General features: G+C 63.8%; 12 protein-coding genes and 5 pseudogenes. 6 read left to right on the forward strand and 11 right to left on the reverse strand.

The window, feature by feature from the left end; translation table 11 throughout:
• Positions 1-47 precede the first annotated feature (47 nt).
• The 4 genes and pseudogenes from G6N41_RS22235 to istA all read right to left on the reverse strand — a co-directional run.
• Positions 48-647 (reverse strand): chorismate--pyruvate lyase family protein, encoded by a 600-nt coding sequence (locus tag G6N41_RS22235; RefSeq protein WP_198965673.1) that lies wholly within the window; start codon positions 645-647, stop codon positions 48-50.
• A 47-nt stretch (positions 648-694) separates the two neighbouring features.
• Positions 695-1,666 (reverse strand): thioesterase domain-containing protein, encoded by a 972-nt coding sequence (locus G6N41_RS22240; RefSeq protein WP_198965674.1) that lies wholly within the window; start codon positions 1,664-1,666, stop codon positions 695-697.
• Positions 1,620-2,492, reverse strand: coding sequence for an IS5 family transposase (locus G6N41_RS22245; RefSeq protein WP_407663840.1), 873 nt, complete (start codon positions 2,490-2,492; stop codon positions 1,620-1,622). The genes G6N41_RS22240 and G6N41_RS22245 overlap by 47 nt, the downstream gene beginning before the upstream one ends.
• Before the next feature lie 47 nt (positions 2,493-2,539).
• Positions 2,540-3,590, reverse strand: a pseudogene (istA, locus tag G6N41_RS22250) (IS21 family transposase); the annotation flags it as partial.
• Positions 3,591-4,014: 424 nt separating this feature from the next.
• On the opposite strand from istA, the gene G6N41_RS22255 reads away from it, so the two are divergent.
• Positions 4,015-4,581 carry a hypothetical protein gene (locus G6N41_RS22255; protein WP_198965675.1) on the forward strand — a complete coding sequence of 189 codons (567 nt, stop codon included), beginning with the start codon at positions 4,015-4,017 and terminating at the stop codon, positions 4,579-4,581.
• Between the two features lie 132 nt (positions 4,582-4,713).
• Here the strand turns inward: G6N41_RS22255 and G6N41_RS22260 are convergent.
• Positions 4,714-5,520 (reverse strand): annotated as a pseudogene (locus G6N41_RS22260) (L,D-transpeptidase); the annotation flags it as partial.
• A 347-nt stretch (positions 5,521-5,867) separates the two neighbouring features.
• Here G6N41_RS22260 and G6N41_RS22265 point away from each other — a divergent pair.
• A pseudogene (locus G6N41_RS22265) lies at positions 5,868-6,626 on the forward strand (dienelactone hydrolase family protein).
• A gap of 16 nt (positions 6,627-6,642) precedes the next feature.
• Here G6N41_RS22265 and G6N41_RS22270 read toward each other — a convergent pair.
• The 3 genes from G6N41_RS22270 to G6N41_RS22280 form a co-directional block, all read right to left on the reverse strand.
• Positions 6,643-8,361, reverse strand: a complete 1,719-nt coding sequence (locus G6N41_RS22270) for an APC family permease (protein WP_198965676.1) — start codon at positions 8,359-8,361, stop codon at positions 6,643-6,645.
• A 140-nt stretch (positions 8,362-8,501) separates the two neighbouring features.
• On the reverse strand, positions 8,502-9,719 hold the full coding sequence (locus G6N41_RS22275) for a saccharopine dehydrogenase family protein (protein ID WP_198965677.1): 1,218 nt from the start codon (positions 9,717-9,719) through the stop codon (positions 8,502-8,504).
• A 289-nt stretch (positions 9,720-10,008) separates the two neighbouring features.
• Positions 10,009-11,499, reverse strand: coding sequence for a gamma-aminobutyraldehyde dehydrogenase (locus G6N41_RS22280; RefSeq protein ID WP_198965678.1), 1,491 nt, complete (start codon positions 11,497-11,499; stop codon positions 10,009-10,011).
• 121 nt (positions 11,500-11,620) lie between these two features.
• Between G6N41_RS22280 and G6N41_RS22285 the strand changes: the two genes are divergently transcribed.
• Together G6N41_RS22285 and G6N41_RS22290 are read left to right on the forward strand one after the other, a co-directional pair.
• On the forward strand, positions 11,621-12,136 hold the full coding sequence (locus G6N41_RS22285; RefSeq protein WP_012395185.1) for an Lrp/AsnC family transcriptional regulator: 516 nt from the start codon (positions 11,621-11,623) through the stop codon (positions 12,134-12,136).
• Positions 12,133-13,488, forward strand: a complete 1,356-nt coding sequence (locus tag G6N41_RS22290) for an aspartate aminotransferase family protein (protein ID WP_198965679.1) — start codon at positions 12,133-12,135, stop codon at positions 13,486-13,488. Before G6N41_RS22285 ends, G6N41_RS22290 begins: the two co-directional genes overlap by 4 nt.
• 111 nt (positions 13,489-13,599) lie before the next feature.
• On the opposite strand, the gene G6N41_RS22295 is transcribed toward G6N41_RS22290, so the two are convergent.
• Complete coding sequence (locus G6N41_RS22295; protein WP_198965680.1) at positions 13,600-14,430, reverse strand: LLM class F420-dependent oxidoreductase; 831 nt, start codon at positions 14,428-14,430, stop codon at positions 13,600-13,602.
• 104 nt (positions 14,431-14,534) lie between these two features.
• A complete protein-coding gene (locus G6N41_RS22300) occupies positions 14,535-15,101 on the reverse strand; it encodes a TetR/AcrR family transcriptional regulator (protein ID WP_198965681.1) in 567 nt (188 codons plus the stop codon).
• Between the two features lie 70 nt (positions 15,102-15,171).
• Between G6N41_RS22300 and G6N41_RS22305 the strand changes: the two are divergent.
• Positions 15,172-15,498: pseudogene (locus tag G6N41_RS22305) on the forward strand (SDR family NAD(P)-dependent oxidoreductase); the annotation flags it as partial.
• An 11-nt stretch (positions 15,499-15,509) separates the two neighbouring features.
• On the opposite strand, the gene G6N41_RS22310 reads toward G6N41_RS22305, so the two are convergent.
• Complete coding sequence (locus G6N41_RS22310) at positions 15,510-16,382, reverse strand: IS5 family transposase (RefSeq protein WP_407663841.1); 873 nt, start codon at positions 16,380-16,382, stop codon at positions 15,510-15,512.
• A 43-nt stretch (positions 16,383-16,425) separates the two neighbouring features.
• On the opposite strand from G6N41_RS22310, the pseudogene G6N41_RS22315 reads away from it, so the two are divergent.
• Positions 16,426-16,950: pseudogene (locus G6N41_RS22315) on the forward strand (SDR family NAD(P)-dependent oxidoreductase); the annotation flags it as partial.
• Between the last annotated feature and the right edge of the window lie 14 nt (positions 16,951-16,964).

Here is a 16,964-nt window from a genome sequence, read left to right on the forward strand (position 1 = left end):
GTTGGAACTTCCTACAGTCGGGTTGGTGCCGATGCCGCCGCTTCAAGTCACTGTTTGGGCCTTGGTGCCGTTATGGGTCGAATGTCCTTGTTGATCGCGATGTCGTTGTTGAGACAGCAGATGAATATCTCCGGAAGGAAATGCTCCGTGATGACTATCGCCGGTTGACCCGAGATGATGATCGTGTATCGGCGGGCGAGGGCTTGATGCTGTGAGATTCCGTATTCCGGAGCCACGATCCACTCCGGCAACTCGCCGATCCAGACTTCCGGCGCTTCCTTGAAGAACTCAATGCGACTCGCCACCAGCAACTCGCCAATCGGACGGTCCGTGTTCACCAGGCTTTCTATGAGCTCGGGCGGGACTCGATCGACGACGATCGAAGTCTCTGCGGCTACGAATGAGCTCCCAGAATACCTGCCCTTGAGCACTACATTGCGCAGCAGAGTTCGGCCTTTGGGCAACTGTCCGCGGTCCGGCGGAGTCGGCGCGTCGGGCAGAATCTCCTGATCGATGTTCTCGATGACGATTTCATCGGCGGTGACGATATTGAGAATCCTGGTGAGAGTGCCATTTGTCGTGACCAGTATTCGGAGGTTTCGGTTCAGTCCTTGTATCTCTTCATCCGACAAATAGCGGCGGTTCATTGGTCGTGCCTCCAGTCTCAGGGCGAGTCGGTCCTATTGCCGTTCAACTAACGCAGGTAGATAGCGATCCGCTCTGCGAATAATTGCAGTGATTCGATGTTCAACATCGCCTCGTGTGTGCAATAGATGGGATATTCCGTGATATCGCCGGCAACGTATTGCCGCCAACTATCTGCGAGTGATCGGCCGCCGCTGTCCCGCTTGGCGGAGAAGACAATCATGTCACCGTCAAATACATCCGGGACATGCTTCAATCTCATTGATTGATTGGCGTTCATGTTGTCAAGCATGACTTCTACAATCCGCCTGGGCGGGAGCGAGAACTCGACCGGTGTGCGTTGGTTGAGTAGTGCTTCTGCCTGCTGATAGGTAAGGGGCCGCGGGTGTTCCGCGATATCGATTCCCGCAGCGACCAAGATCAGTTCCAGGACATCGCTTTCGGATGCTGGCTCGGCAACACTGTCGGCGCTATCGACCTCGCCGGCCGCGTCCAGAACGATGAGCCGGCCGACCTCGCATCCTCGCCGGCGGAGCTCAACGGCAATCTCATGGGCGACCACGCCCCCCATGGACCAACCGAGAGGGTTGTAGGGGCCATCAGGGTGATGCGCCTGAATCATGTCGACATAGCGTCGTGCCATATCCCCAACCGATCCGGGTTCTACTTCCTGATCTGACGGAACTTGTTGAATGCCGATGATCGGACAGTCCAGATAGGCGCCCAGATTCCGATATATCCAACTGAGCCCGCCACCAGGCGGCAGGCAAAACAGCGGCGTTCCAGCGCCCTGCTTGAGCAGCTCAACGGGAGCCAATTCGACTGAGCTGTAGGGTGATTCCACCTGTCTGCTGAGGCTTTCAACAGTTGGAGCCTCGAACATCAGCCGCACTGGCAGATCCACACCCAGAAACTTCTCGATCGCGGACGACACCCGCATCGCCAGGATGCTGTTGCCGCCTAGGTCCTGTCTGCTAATTGCGGACGCGGTGGTAGGTGATGATGGCGGCCAGGGTGGCACCGCCGAGGTAGGTCAGGGCGTATTTGTCGTAGCGGGTGGCGACCGCGCGCCAGTGTTTGAGCCGGTTGAAGCTTCGCTCGACGGTGTTGCGGTGCTTGTAGATTCGGCCTGAGAACCCCGGAGGCCGTCCTCTGTTGCGGCCTTTGGCTTTGCGGCGGGTGATCTGGTCGCTGCGCTCGGGGATGGTATGGGCGATCTTGAGCCGGCGCAGCTGTGCCCGCGTCGAGTCATGGGAGTACGCCTTGTCCGCCAGCAGGTGAAACGGGGCGTATGAGTTGCTGCACCGGGCGGCCAGCAATGGCCAAAGCATCGGATTATCACCGGCTTGACCGGCCGACAGTGCCAGGGTGACCGGACTGCACAGCTGGTCGGTCAAGGCGTGGATCTTGGTAGTCAGCCCGCCGCGGGAACGCCCAATGGCGTGGTCATCGGGCTCATCGAGATATTTCTTGTAATTCGACAGATCCCCCTGTGCGGCGCCCGGGCGCGCTCCGGCTGCGTGTTGGTGGGCGCGCACACTGGTCGAATCGACCGACAACAGTGCGCCCAGGTCGGCGTCCTCGGCGTCGAGGTCAGAGGCGATCGCCGCGAAGATCCGCGCGTAGATGCCATCGACCGACCAGCGTAGATGCCTCTCGGCCACCGATTGCCAGGGACCGAAGTGCTCGGGCAGGTCACGCCACGGAGATCCCGTACGGTAACGCCAGATAATGCCCTCCAGAGTACGTCGATGATCGTTCCACGGCCGGCCACGCCGCCGCCCCGCAGGCAACACCGCCACGATCAGCGACCACAAATCATCAGAAATCGCATGCGTCCGCATCACCCAAACAGCATCAGCCAAAACACCATTCACATTAAGCAGACACGCCCTAGGCAGACCGCGCCGTGATCGACCACCACCGCCACGGTGGTGCCGATCAGCCGGGTGGGTACCGAGTAGCGGGCCGAGCCGTAGCGCACACAGGAGAGTCGGTCGACCTTGTGCAGCACCGTGGGCGCCCCGATCTGTAAGCGCAACGATGGAAGTGGTTGCAGTACTTGGCGTTCGGAGACCAACCGTTCGTCGGGAATCGCCTGAATCTCCGAGTGCGCCAGGGCATTGACCTCGTCGCACCACGCCGCCGCAGCGGCGTTGGCGGCCCGGATGTCGATCGGCACGCCGTCGACAGCGGACTGGGTCAGCAGCGGCACCGCCAGGTCGCGTTGGGCATAGCCGCACAGGTTCTCCACGATGCCCTTGGATTGTGGGTCGTTGGCGTGACAGAAGTCCGGGCGAACCCGTAATGGGTGGCCAGTCGGATGTAATCCGGGGTCGGGACGACCACATTGGCGACTACCCGCCTTTGAGGCAGGCCATCCGATCAGCCAGCACCCACGCCGGGACCCCGCCGATCGCCGACAGGGTTTCGGCGATCAACGCCAGCGTGGTCGAGGCCTTCTGGTCGGCGGCGAAACGCACGAATCGCCACCGGGAGAATGCCAGCACCGCGCAGAACAGGAACAATCCCGGTGCCGCTTGGGCCCAGTCGATCACCAGGTACTGCCCTGGTGACCATACCGCTGGACGGCGCCCGCAGTGATTGGCGCTGCGCCACAACGTCTTCGCCTCGGCAACAAGACGCCGGAAGTTGCGATCCGAGCCTTGGTAGCCTGCGGTGCGGGCGATCGGCAGCAGCCGCTTGGCCGAGATCCGGCCTCCAGATTTCTCGACACGTTCGGCGACCAGCTCGGCCACCGAATCGTAGTTGTGCCCTCGTTCGGCCCGCCGTGCCGGCGGTATGCCGGCCTGGTCGGCCTCGAATTTGTCGATGATCTTCTTGACGGTGCGATGCGTGGTGCCGCACGCGTCGGCGGCGGCCCGGTACGACCCGAGCTGTTGATCGGCAGAAATGATGTCCATGCGGTCCTTCACAGACTTCAATAGAACTCCCCGGTGGTGATGGCCATTGGTTGGCGCCTTCACCGTCACCATCGGGGCCCACAGTTCCTGATCGACACGACGAACACGGGGTGGATACTTTTATCTGGCCAAAACTGGATACCTCGACTTGGCCACCAGTGGCTACTTTTTCATGGCCACGGACACGTGCCGATGTTGCCAAGAGGACTGTCACCGAACATGTTTGGTTCGAAATGCTCTTGTGACCGACAGCGCTCATGGATACCCAATCTCATCCGTAGCAAATCGTTTTGGAGAAGACACGGTTACGACGTCCCCGCCGCGCATCGGTTCGGCAACTAAATCGTCCGCTCGTCTAGAAAAGATCTCCGGACAGCGATACAGTTCCGCCGCACCGTTCGTTCGCGGAGATACCTTCTGAGCGCGATCATGAGAAGAGTTGTCGTTGAGAAAGTTTGATCGGATCAACATCGCAGTGGCCGCCAGTGCCGGGTTGTGCGGGGCCGCCTTTGCGTTAAGCCCCAGCGCGGCGGCGACGCCGTTGCGAACGGGCGGCCCCAGTTGTGTGGAACAGATGGCGGGGGTTGGAGCACCCGCGGCGGGTGCGGCGCCAGTGATGGCGCCGATCCTGCCCGGGCCCCCGGTAGCGGGGGCGGTGCCCGTCGCGGGCGGCCCATTGCTGCCGGTCCCCGCCGCCGGACCGGTACCAATCCCGGCGCCGGCACCCGCACCGGTGCCCGCGGGCGCGCCGGTACCGCTGCCAGCGGGCGCGCCGGTACCAGTGGCGGTTGGCGCCCCGGTGCCGGTAACCGCTCCGGGACCGGCCGCCGCACCACTACTGCTTCAGGCCGGGGGCAAAGGCGAGCCCACCGCCGTCGACCCGGCGCTGACGGCTGACCCAGTCGTCCTACCTGGTCGCCCGCCGGCACCGGCCCCACCGGCACCCACGGTGGTCACTGGTGCGACGTTAGCCGCGGCCACCCAACCGGTTGCGCCCTGCTGTAACCCCTGATCAGTTGCCGGGCGGAGCCGGCTCTTCGGGCTGGCCCGGCGGCCCCTCAACAGCGCGGGTGGGGATGGGATCGGCCGACTTGATGGTGCGGGCGGGGATGGGATCAGCCGACTTGACTTGCGAGGTAATCCCTTCCTTCACAATCACCGGGTCGCCGACATTGACCGTGTTGAAGTACCACTCGGCGTCGGCGGGGCTCAGGCTGATGCAGCCATGGCTGATGTTCTCCACCCCCATTGCTTGTGTCGCCCACGGAGCGGAATGCACATACAGGCCGCGGCCGGTGATGCGAACGGCGTAGTCCACCGTGAGCCGATAACCGTCAGGAACATCCACGGGTATTCCGACGCTGCTCGAATCCATGATCACCGAGCGGTCTTTCGACAAGACGGTGTAGGTGCCGACCGGCGTCGGATACTCCGATCTACCCATCGAGGCGGGAAGCACCCCATCTTCACCCCAATGGGGACGGTGGTGCGGGGCGGGTAACCGAGGCGGCGGTTCCGCCTCGACCCCATCGATAGTCACGGTGAAGGTGTGATTTGCGATGTCAGCAATACCGAGGACCTCCGGACCCGTCTTGAACTGCGAGGATACGCCGCCCACCGAGAGGGCCACGGTGCTGTGCGCCGGCCAGAATTGATCGGGAACCCACTGCACAACGTTGTTGTCGAGGCACTGGTACCTACCGGTCATCGCGGGCGCCGACTTCACCGCGATGGCGCGCTCGGCCGCATGCCGGTCGGCGACCGGCCCGCTGAACGTCACCACCACGAGGTGCGCAACACCCACCACCTCGCCCCGCGTGGGCCGAAGTGATGCAATCGATAAATTGCCCTGCGACCGGTTGATCCCCGCCAGACGTACGTCACCTGGCCCTGCGACCACTGCCGCAGCGATCCCGATCACCACTAGAACAGACCCAACAACTGCCCGCATCGCGTTTATCACCCTTTGAGATGACCAAATTGTCATTGTTGTTTCGACGATGTTAGGGGCGACATGGCAGACGGTGCGTAAGTACGCGCGACCTGAATGGTCAAGGCTTCGACAAGATTTGGTCACAGGTGGCCGATGTGACAAATGGTCTCACCGAAACTCATCACGATGAATTGAGCTGTAGCAACGCCGCAGGACCGCGCAATCCCGGGCCCGGAGCCAACCAACAAATCGCCTCGCCTCGCGACCCAGCGAGGCTTCGCCGCCGAGTTGTTCGGCGGGCCGGCGGCTCGGCAAATTGACGTTCCCGACGCCCGCCGGGTGGCGCGAGCGTGTAGAACGTCATTGTGCACCATGTGCAAGACACCGTGTCTACCCCGGACGGCAGCTGTCCGGTGAGCCTGTTATTACCTGATGCCTGCGAACCGGTGCCGGGCGTCGTCATGTATCCCGATGTCGGCGGATTCCGGCCGACCTTTCAGGAGATGGCGGCGACCCTGGCCGGTTTCGGCTATGCGGTGTTGCTACCCGACATGTACTACCGCCATCGTGGCTACGCCCCATTCTCGTTGCCGTCGGCATTCACCGATCCAGGCGAGCGGGCACGGATGATGGCATTGGGAGACAGTTTGATTCCCGACATGATGGCCAGTGATGCCGATGCCTACTTCGACTAACGCAGTACGCGAGCAGAGGTGCGCGACAACGGGGTTGGTGTATGCGGATACTGCAGGGGCGGACGGATCTCGATGATCGTCGCCGGACGATGTCCGGATCGTGTCGCGGCAGTCGCGTCATTCCACGGAAGTCAATTGGCTGCCGACAATCCCAACAGTCCGCACCTGCTGGCCAGCCGGATGCGCGCGAAAGTGTATGTCGCCGCAGCAGACAACGATGAACTGTTCCCTCCGCAGCAGGCCGCAACCCTGCGCAGGGCCCTGACCGCGGCCGGAGTGGACCACACGATCGAAACCTATGGTGCTGAACACGGATTCGCCGTTTCGGACAACCCCGGCTACGACGCCGATGCTGCCCGCCGCCACTGGGATGCTTTGCGCGACTTCTTCGGTTCGACGCTAGGTGCCCAACCGGGCAACACCGGTTGAATTAGACCTAAGACGCCTAAGACGCCCCACTGGTGTCCTTGGTCAAGTGCTGGCCGGTCTGCGGATTGACCGCGGTTTCGCCCGCCGGCAAGTTCGACAGGTCTGCCGCAATCACCGTCTGCATGTCTCCCGAGTCGGGCAGGGCCAGATGCGCGGGCGGGGACACGGCCGGCTCGAGGAGCAGATCGGCACTGTGGCGCCGCAGCGTACGGCCGCGGAAGAAGCCGGGCGAGATCGCCCACCAGATCAACATCACCACCACGCCGAGCAGCATGGACCCCACACCGACCACCGCCACCGCGCCGAACCCGAAGATCGTGACATTGTGGCCGTTCTCGACGAGCCAATCCCGCTTCGCGTACTCGATCAGGCCGAAGATGAAGACCACCGTCAACACCACCCCGCCGGTCAGCGGCACGACGCCGCGCATGACGAAGTTGCGCAGCGACTTGGTCAGCGTCGCACGGTAGTAGTGCGCGCAGGCGTATCCGGTGAGCCCGTAGTAGAACGCGATCACCAACCCAACCGAACCGATCAGTGCGCTCAGCAGGTTGCGGCTGACCAGCGTGAACAGCACATAGAACAGGATCGGCACCGCTCCCATCGCGATCGTCGACACGGTGGGCGTGAGGTAGCGAGGGTGGATTTTGGCGAACGACGCGGGCAGTGCCTTGTACACCGCCATCGACAGCGTGGTGCGCGCCGTGGGCAGGATTGTGGTCTGCGTCGAGGCCGACGCGGAGGTCAGGATCGACGCCGAGAGCAACAGCAGCCCGATCTTGCCGAGGACGCCGTCGCCGAACAAGGCCGGCCCGACCGCGGCGAAGACATCGTTGGAATTGTCCGGATTTCCCAGTCCGATGCCGTCGACGCCGACACCGGCGAAGGCGATGCTCGCCACCGTGACCACCGCATAGGTGGCCAGCAGCAGAAACGTTGAGATCACCGCCGCACGCCCGGGGGTGCGGCCGGGGTCATCGGTCTCCTCGTTACATGCCACCGCGGTGTCAAAGCCCCAGTAGATGAAGATGGTGATGAGCAACGCAGGCGCCATTTGGGTGCCAAAGTCCAAACCGCTGGGCCACAACCAGGACAACGAGGGCCGCAACGAGCCTACATCGCCATGATTGGTGTAGACCCTGGCCAGCGCGACAGCCGCCACAGCGACCAGCACAACGAGTTCCACCGATAGCAACACGTACTGCATCCGCGCAGAGACGTCGGTGCCTCGATAGCAGATGTAGGTCATCACCACGATCCAGGCGACGCCCGCGACCGTGGACCACAACGTGCTGTGCGCCAGGTTGCTCGCCGACTGCCAACCAAGCACGCCGACGAACGTAAAGGAATACGCACCGGCGATTTGCGCCAAGTTGGCCATCACGATCACGTCGGCGGCGATGATGCCCCAGCCCCCGAGCCACCCGGTAACCGGCCCGAAGGCCCGCGATGCCCAGGTGAAGGTCGTCCCGCAATCGGGTTCGGCCTTGTTGAGCTCCTGGTATGCGACGGCGATCATGTACATCGGGATGAACGAGAGCAGCACGATCGCCGGCGCCTTGACGCCGCAAAGCAACTCGCCGCGGCTTGCCACGATGAGTCCCAACGTCGCCGCCAGACTGTAGGCGGGTGCCGTGGAGGCCGTACCGATAACAACACTGGATAGCAGCCCCACGGCGCCACCTTTGAGACCCTTGCCTTCCACCGCGACGCTCGTGGCCTCACCCTGGCTCACACAATCTCCTTCGATCGGTTGATGGCTGGTCTTCTTGTCAGCGTCAAGGTGCCCCACTATCGAGGATGTGGCAACTCGAAACCGGATCTGGGCGCGTCACCATGCCGACCGGCGAGTCGCCGGCGGTCGCGGCTTGGCGATCAACTCCTGGCAGGTACCTCCTGAAGGCCCCACGGCGCCCCGTAGGCACTCAGCAGCTCGAGGAAGGGCACCGCGTCGAACGCTTCCGGACCCAGCACTCCCCTGCCGCTCCAGGTGCCACTGGCCAACAGTTCCAGCGCCACAACGGGGTTGATCGCGGTTTGCCAGACCACACACTGGTGTCCGTATTCGTTCATCGACCATTGGTTGTCGACGACGTGATACAGATAGGTCGAGCGCGGGTTGCCGTCCTTGCCGGTTCCGGTCACCCACAACCCCGCGCATGTCGTGCCGTGCATCTTCGGCCCCAGCGTGGCGGGATCGGGCAGGCAGGCGGCGACCACATCGCGCGGGCTGACTTGCACGCCACCGACGGTGATCTTCTCGGTGCGATCCAGACCCAGCTTGCGCAGCGTCTTGAGCACTTCGATGAACTCGGTACCCAGACCGTATTTGAAGGTGGCGCGCTTGGCTTTGACCCAGCGGGCCATCAGCAGCACTTCCTCGTGCTCCACGTTGACGCATTCCACCGGTCCGATCCCGTCTGGGAAGTCGAAAACCTGTGGTTCGCTGAAGGGTTCGGTAACGAACCAGCCACGATCGTGCTCCCAGATCACCGGCGGGTTCAGGCACTCTTCGATGGTGGTCCAGATCGAGAACGACGGCGCAAAGTCATACCCGTCCACGGTCAGGTTCGCGCCGTCGCGAGTCCCCAGTTCGTCGATGTCGGTGAACAGGTGATCGGCGGCGTAGCGGGCAAACACATCGGAAAGCCCCGGCTCGACTCCCATTCCCACCAGCGCGAGCCGATCCGCGGCCCGCCATTGGTCGTCGGCGGCGAACTGCTCGTCACCGAGCTTGACCCCGGTCAGTTGGTAGGGCTGTTCGGGATGGCGCTGAGACAGGCTCATCGCCATGTCCAGGTAGTCGGCCCCAGCGGCCAGCGCCCCTTCGAAGATCGGCATCACGAATCGCGGGTCGACCGCATTGACTACGTGGGTGATCTGATGACGGCGCACCGCGGCGGCTACCGCGTCCGCAGATCCGGCATCAAGAGCGGCTGAGCAGAACCGCGCATCGGCCACCGCCTGCGCGGCACGGCTGGCCCGCGCCTCGTCGTAGTCACAGACCACCACATGTTCGAAGAAGCTGCGGCGCGCGGCAATCGCGCAGAATGCCGAGCCCACGCCGCCAGCTCCGACCAACAAGATGCGCATCGGTGTCGTCGTCACTGTGAAACCACCGCCACTGAGTATGTAACTGGCGCTTCGACATTAGCCACGCTGTATCCAGACCTTTCTGACCAGCCCGCGGTATCGGGCAGATTCGGCATGCTCGGCGTTCACCGGGCACGTGGGATGCATTGCTTAGATCGGTTCTGCGGCATCACATCCGCGCTTGCCCACCCGCGGCGGGCACGATTCATCAATCCCCACTCTCCGTGTCAAGCTGAATCGGGCTGGTCGGATCGCCCCGGTCCAGTAAACCGTCGGGCGATCGCAAGAACTAGATTCGCGTGGAAAAGATTGTTCGATGCCAAGGCTTTTCGGCGACACCAGTGATGTCGCTCATGACGTGCTTGATGGTGAGGTACTCCTCGAACGAATACTCGGACATGTCTTTTCCGAACCCGGACGCCGCCACTCCGCCGTGCGGCATCTCGCTGACGATCGGAATGTGATCATTGATCCATACGCAGCCCGCCGAGATCTCTCGCGAGGCCCGTTGCGCCCGGTAGACATCGCGGGTCCATGCCGATGCGGCCAACCCGTAGTCGGTGTCGTTTGCCTGTCGCAGCGCGTCGTCGTCGCCGTCGTGCGCACGCACCGTGAGTACCGGGCCGAAGATCTCTTCGCTGTAGGCCTGTGACTGTTCGCCGACGTCGGCCAGCAGCGTCGGCAGATAAAAGGCACCGGCCAAATCCGGAATCCGGCCACCCACCACGATGCGGGCTCCCTGCGCCGGAGCCTTGGCCACGATGTCGGCCACCCGGTCACGATGGGCGAGCGAGATGAGCGGCCCGATGTCGGTGTCGGGGTCCATGGGGTCGCCGATCACGACCGTCGACATCACGTCGGCCACCCCGGCCACGAAGTCGTGGTACAGCTCGCGCGCGACGATGGCACGGGTCGCCGGTGTGCAGTCCTGCCCCGAGTTGATCAGCGCGCCGGCCACCGCTCCTTGTATCGCGGCATCCAGGTCAGCGTCGTCGAACACGACAAACGGGGCCTTGCCTCCGAGCTCGAGCTGGGTGCGGTGGCCGTGCGTGGCCGCGGCGGCCATCACCTTGCGCCCCACCGCGGTGGACACGGTGAAGGTGACCAGGTCGACGCCGGGGTGAGCGGCCAGTGCCGCCCCCACGTCGACGCCCAGCCCCGTCACGACGTTCAGCACGCCATCGGGCAGACCGGCCTCGGCGGCCAGCCGCGCCAGGGTCAGCGTGGTGAGCGGGGTGAGTTCGCTCGGCTTGATGACGACGGTGCACCCGGCCGCCAACGCCGGCATCACCTTCCACACCGCCATCTGCAGCGGGTAATTCCACGGCGTGATGGTGGCTACCACGCCGATCGCCTCACGGCGGATGCTCGAGGTGTGATCGGCGGAGTATTCGGCGGTGGCCTGACCCGGCAAACGCCGTGCGGCGCCGGCGAAGAACCGGATGTTGTCGACGCTGCCGGGCACGTCAAATTCCTCGGCCAGCCGTAGTGGCTTGCCGGTCTGGCACACCTCTTCGGCGATCAGTTCGGGTGCGCGCTGCTCGAGTAAGTCCGCAAGCTTGGCCAGCACGGCGGAGCGTTCGGCCGGCGTCACGCCGGCCCATTGGGGCAGGGCACGTCGCGCCGCTACGACAGCGCGGTCGACGTCGGCCGGTGTGGCCAGGGCCAGCTCGGCGATGGTTTCCTGATTCGCGGGGTTGATTACCGCATGTTGGCGCCCGCCCGTGCTGTGAGCTGCACCGTTAATCCAACTTCCGGCCACCGACACAGTCGTTGTCATGGCGATAAGATATGGGACCACGTGCGGTTCCGCTACGCATTCCGCAATTTGTATCGGATTTCGCACCGATTTCAGTGGTTGAGCTATGCATATTCCACTAATTTCGTGCATACTGTCTGCCATGACTAGTTCTGGCGCACCGGTTGGCAATCAACCGGAACAGCTGCGCCCGACTGGCCTGGGGGCGGCCACGCAGCTCGATGACCTCTCCAAGGCGATCATCAAGGAGCTGCAGGAAGACGGTCGGCGTTCCTACTCCGCGATCGCCAAGACGGTCGGGCTCTCGGAGGCCGCGGTCCGCCAGCGCGTGCAGCGATTGATCGAGACCGAAGTAATGCAGATCGTGGCCGTCACCGACCCGATCCAACTCGGATTCGCCCGCCAGGCGCTGATCGGTATCCGCGCCACCGGCGACACCACCAAACTCGCGCAGCAGTTGGCAGCTATTCCCGCGATCGACTATGTCGTACTGACCGCGGGAACATTCGATGTGATCGCCGAACTGGTCTGCAAAGACGACGGCGATCTGCTCGATCTGCTGAATCTGGAAATCAGAGCGCTGCCCGGAGTTCTCTCGACCGAGACACTTGTTTACCTGAAACTCGTTAAACAGCAATACAATTGGGGAGTCAAATGACTGAACTGTCCGCCAAGGCCAACCGCCACCTGTGGGGGCATTTCGCCCGTCACGGCGCCGGGATCACGCCCCCCATCATCACCCGCGGTGAGGGCGTCACAATCTGGGACGACCGCGGCAACAGCTACCTCGATGGACTGTCGGGGCTGTTCGTCGTGCAGGCCGGCCACGGCCGCACCGAACTCGCGGAGGCCGCCGCCAAGCAAGCCGAAACGCTAGCCTTCTTCCCGCTGTGGTCCTACGCCACCCCGACCGCGATAGAGCTCGCCGAGCGCGTCGCGCACTATGCGCCCGGCGATCTCAACCGGGTGTTTTTCACCACCGGCGGCGGCGAGGCCGTCGAGTCCGCGTGGAAACTGGCCAAGCAGTACTTCAAGGAAACCGGCAAACCCGTTAAGTACAAGGCCATTTCGCGATCCACCGCGTACCACGGCACGCCGCATGGCGCGCTGGCCATCACCGGGTTGCCGGCGTTCAAGGCGCCGTTCGAGCCGCTCACCCCCGGCGGCGTGCGGATTCCGAACACCAACTTCTACCGCGCCCCCGCACCGTATGCAGACGACTCGAAGGAGTTCGGCCTGTGGGCGGCCAACCGAATCGCCGAGGCGATTGAGTTCGAGGGGCCCGACACGGTCGCGGCCGTCTTCCTCGAGCCGGTGCAGAACGCGGGCGGTTGCTTCCCGCCGCCGCCCGGGTACTTCGAACGGGTCCGCGAAATCTGCGACGAGTACGACGTGCTGCTGGTCTCCGACGAGGTGATCTGCGCCTTCGGTCGGATCGGATCGATGTTCGCGTGCAACGACTTTGGCTATGTCCCCGACATCATCACCTGCGCCAAGGGCATGACCTCCGGGTACTCGCCGATCGGCGCGATGGTCGCCAGCGACCGACTGTTCGAGCCGTTCAACGACGGCAAGACGACGTTTGCGCATGGCTACACGTTCGGTGGGCACCCGGTGTCCTCCGCGGTGGCGCTGGCCAACCTGGACATCTTCGAGCGGGAAGGCCTCAACGACCACGTCAAGCAGAACGCGCCCGCGTTCCGCACCACGCTGGAGAAGCTGCTCGACCTGCCGATCGTCGGCGATGTCCGCGGCGAGGGATTCTTCTACGGCATCGAGCTGGTCAAGGACAAGGACACCAAGGCGACCTTCAGCGATGAGGAAAGTGAGCGGCTGCTGCGCGGCTTCCTGTCCTCGGCACTGCTGGAAGCCGGGCTTTACTGCCGCGCCGACGACCGTGGGGACCCAGTGGTGCAGCTGGCTCCGCCGCTGATCAGTGGCCAGCAGGAGTTCGACAAGATGGAGCAGATCCTGCGCGGGGTGCTTACCGAGGCCTGGAGCCGACTCTAAGTCGGCTCCCCGCGAGCAGACGCAAAATCGCACTGAGCCGCGAACCGCGGCGCGATTTTGCGTCTGCTCGCGCAAGAAACTCGCGCAAGGGACTGGGCCCTCCCGGTACCTCTACTGGTGGTATTGAGCCACCAGGGCGGGGTATTCGTCGAGCAGCCGCAGGGACTCGTCGCGCGGGCAGGTAGGCAGCAGCAGCGCCAGCTGGCCAAAGCCCAGGTCTTGGGCCGCGCGCCAATAGCCGGGCTTGTTCGGTGTTCCGAACATCGCCAGCGGGACGTCGTGACCAGCGGCGCTGCGTAGTTGGTCCACCCGCTGGGTGAGCTGGTGCACCGGAAGCGGGTTGGAGATCCAGCCAGCGTCATGGCGAACGACGCGTTTCACCGTGGCATCGGAGTTACCGCCGATGTAGATGGGCGGATGAGGCTGCCGCACCGGCTTGGGCCGGCTGTAGGACGGGGGAAAGTCCACGTACTTGCCGTGATATTCGGCGGGTTCGTCGGTCCAAAGCGCCTTGATGGCCTCGATGCGTTCGTCCAGCAACGCACCGCGCGTCTTTGGGTCGGTGCCGTGGTCGCGTAGTTCTTCGATGTTCCAGCCGGCGCCCACCCCGAAGACGAATCGGCCACCCGAAATCAAATCAATGCTCGCGGCTTCCTTGGCCGTGGTGATCGGGTCACGCTGGATGAGCAACGCAATCCCGGTGAACAGGTCGATCTTGGACGTCACTGCCGCGGCGGCGGCCAGCGTGACGAATAGGTCAAGAGTGCGGTAATAAACCCCTGGCAGCTCGCCGCCGCCCGGATACGGTGTTTCGCGGCTGGCCGGGATGTGGGTGTGCTCCGCGATCACCAGCGACGAAAACCCGCGCTCTTCGATCGCACGCGCCAGTGACACCGGATCGATGCTGTCGTCGTTGACGAAGGTGGAGATCCCGAACTTCATCGCACTACCCCTATCTGTCTGCGTCGCGTCACCGATCAGACATCGCGCGCCGATCAATTATTCCGTGGGCAGCGAAACGGCTGCGAAAGGGGCGGATTCACTGTCTACCCCGATGGTCGCGAGGTGTGCTGAGCGATCAGCTGTTGCAACATCGGCACGGTCCGGTCCAGTGGGTCGGTGGAGCGTGCGGCCAGGCAGAGAATCACGGCACCCTCGACCGCGGCCACGACGGTGGTGGCCAGCGATTCGGCCGTATCGACCCCAACGCCCTGGGCCCGGAAGCGTCCGGCAAGCACCGTCTGCCATGCGCCGAACACCTCACCGGCGGCGTCCGCGGCCGACGGCGACTCCGTGCGGCCGAGCGCGGCAGCGACGATCGGGCATCCGGCGGCGTAGTCGCTGGCGCGCAGTGTCTGCTTCCACGAGTCCGCGAACGCCACCAACGGCTGATCACCGCCGGCGGCGATGCTGGCCAGAGTGGAATCCATATGTCGGCCCGCCGTCCGGGTGGCCTCGGTCATCAGTTCTGACTTGCCGCCGGGAAAGTTCACGTAGACCGACCGGCGCGCGGTGTCGCTGTGTTCGAGCAGTTCGGCCAGGCCCGTACCCGCCACCCCGTTACGGCGCAGCAGCTCGATGGCGCTCTCGATCAGACGCTCACGCACGGTCACCGTTGCAGTATACCGATTGGTCTACTAATGTCAGGTAGACCAATCGGTATAACCAGGGAGAGGACCCCCGATGACATCCACACCGCCCGTCGCACTGATCACCGGAGTGTCCTCTGGAATCGGCGCGGCCATTGCAGTGCGACTGGCCAGCGCGGGATTCCGCGTGGTCGGCACCTCGCGCGCACCGCAGCGCTTGGCTCCAATTCCCGGTGTCGAGACCTTGGCACTGGACGTCACCGACGACACCGCGGTTCGCTCGGTGGTGTCGGAGGTCATCGACCGGACCGGACGTATCGACGTGCTGGTCAACAACGCCGGCCTGGGAATCGCCGGAGCCGCCGAAGAAAGCTCGATCGCCCAAGCCCGTTCCTTGTTCGATACCAACTTCTTCGGCCTCGGTCCTGTCTGCTAATTGCGGACGCGGTGGTAGGTGATGATGGCGGCCAGGGTGACACCGCCGAGGTAGGTCAGGGCGTATTTGTCGTAGCAGGTGGCGACCGCGCGCCAGTGTTTGAGCCGGTTGAAGCTTCGCTCGACGGTGTTACGGTGCTTGTAGATTCGGCCTGAGAACCCCGGAGGCCGTCCTCTGTTGCGGCCTTTGGCTTTGCGGCGGGTGATCTGGTCGCTGCGCTCGGGGATGGTATGGGCGATCTTGAGCCGGCGCAGCTGTGCCCGCGTCGAGTCATGGGAGTACGCCTTGTCCGCCAGCAGGCGAAACGGGGCGTATGAGTTGCTGCACCGGGCGGCCAGCAATGGCCAAAGCATCGGATTATCACCGGCTTGACCGGCCGACAGTGCCAGGGTGACCAGACTGCACAGCTGGTCGGTCAAGGCGTGGATCTTGGTAGTCAGCCCGCCGCGGGAACGCCCAATGGCGTGGTCATCGGGCTCATCGAGATATTTCTTGTAATTCGACAGATCCCCCTGTGCGGCGCCCGGGCGCGCTCCGGCTGCGTGTCGGTGGGCGCGCACACTGGTCGAATCGACCGACAACAGTGCGCCCAGGTCGGCGTCCTCGGCGTCGAGGTCAGAGGCGATCGCCGCGAAGATCCGCGCGTAGATGCCATCGACCGACCAGCGTAGATGCCTCTCGGCCACCGATTGCCAGGGACCGAAGTGCTCGGGCAGGTCACACCACGGAGATCCCGTACGGTAACGCCAGATAATGCCCTCCAGAGTACGTCGATGATCGTTCCACGGCCGGCCACGCCGCCGCCCCGCAGGCAACACCGCCACGATCAGCGACCACAAATCATCAGAAATCGCATGCGTCCGCATCACCCAAACAGCATCAGCCAAAACACCATTCACATTAAGCAGACACGCCCTCATCCGCCTCACCAATGAGGTGCTGCCGCACATGCGCCGACGCGGCAGCGGGCGCATCATCAACATCAGCTCGGTGCTCGGCTTCCTCCCCGCGCCGTATGCGGCCCTCTACGCCGCGTCAAAGCATGCCGTAGAGGGTTACACCGAATCGCTCGATCACGAACTTCGCGAGTACGGCGTACGCGCGCTGCTGGTCGAACCCAGTTACACCCGAACAGATTTCGAGTCGAACATGTGGGAAGCCGACACCCCGCAGGCGGCCTACGCCGACAATCGCGCCGCCGTGCGCGCAGTGGTGGCAGACAAGATTCGCAACGCCGAGTTGCCCACCGTTGTCGCTGACGCCACGTACGCCGCGGCCACCGACAAACGGATCAAACTGCGCTACCCCGCCGGTCGCCACGCCCGACAACTCGCGTTGCTCAAGCGCATCGCACCGGCCGCCGTGCTCGACAACGGCATCCGCAAGCAAACCGGACTGAATTCGCCGCGACCGACACCGGTTCCAGCCGAGCGCTGACGGATCACTCAAAG

It is taken from the genome of Mycobacterium shottsii, from assembly GCF_010728525.1.
GTDB lineage: Bacteria > Actinomycetota > Actinomycetes > Mycobacteriales > Mycobacteriaceae > Mycobacterium > Mycobacterium marinum.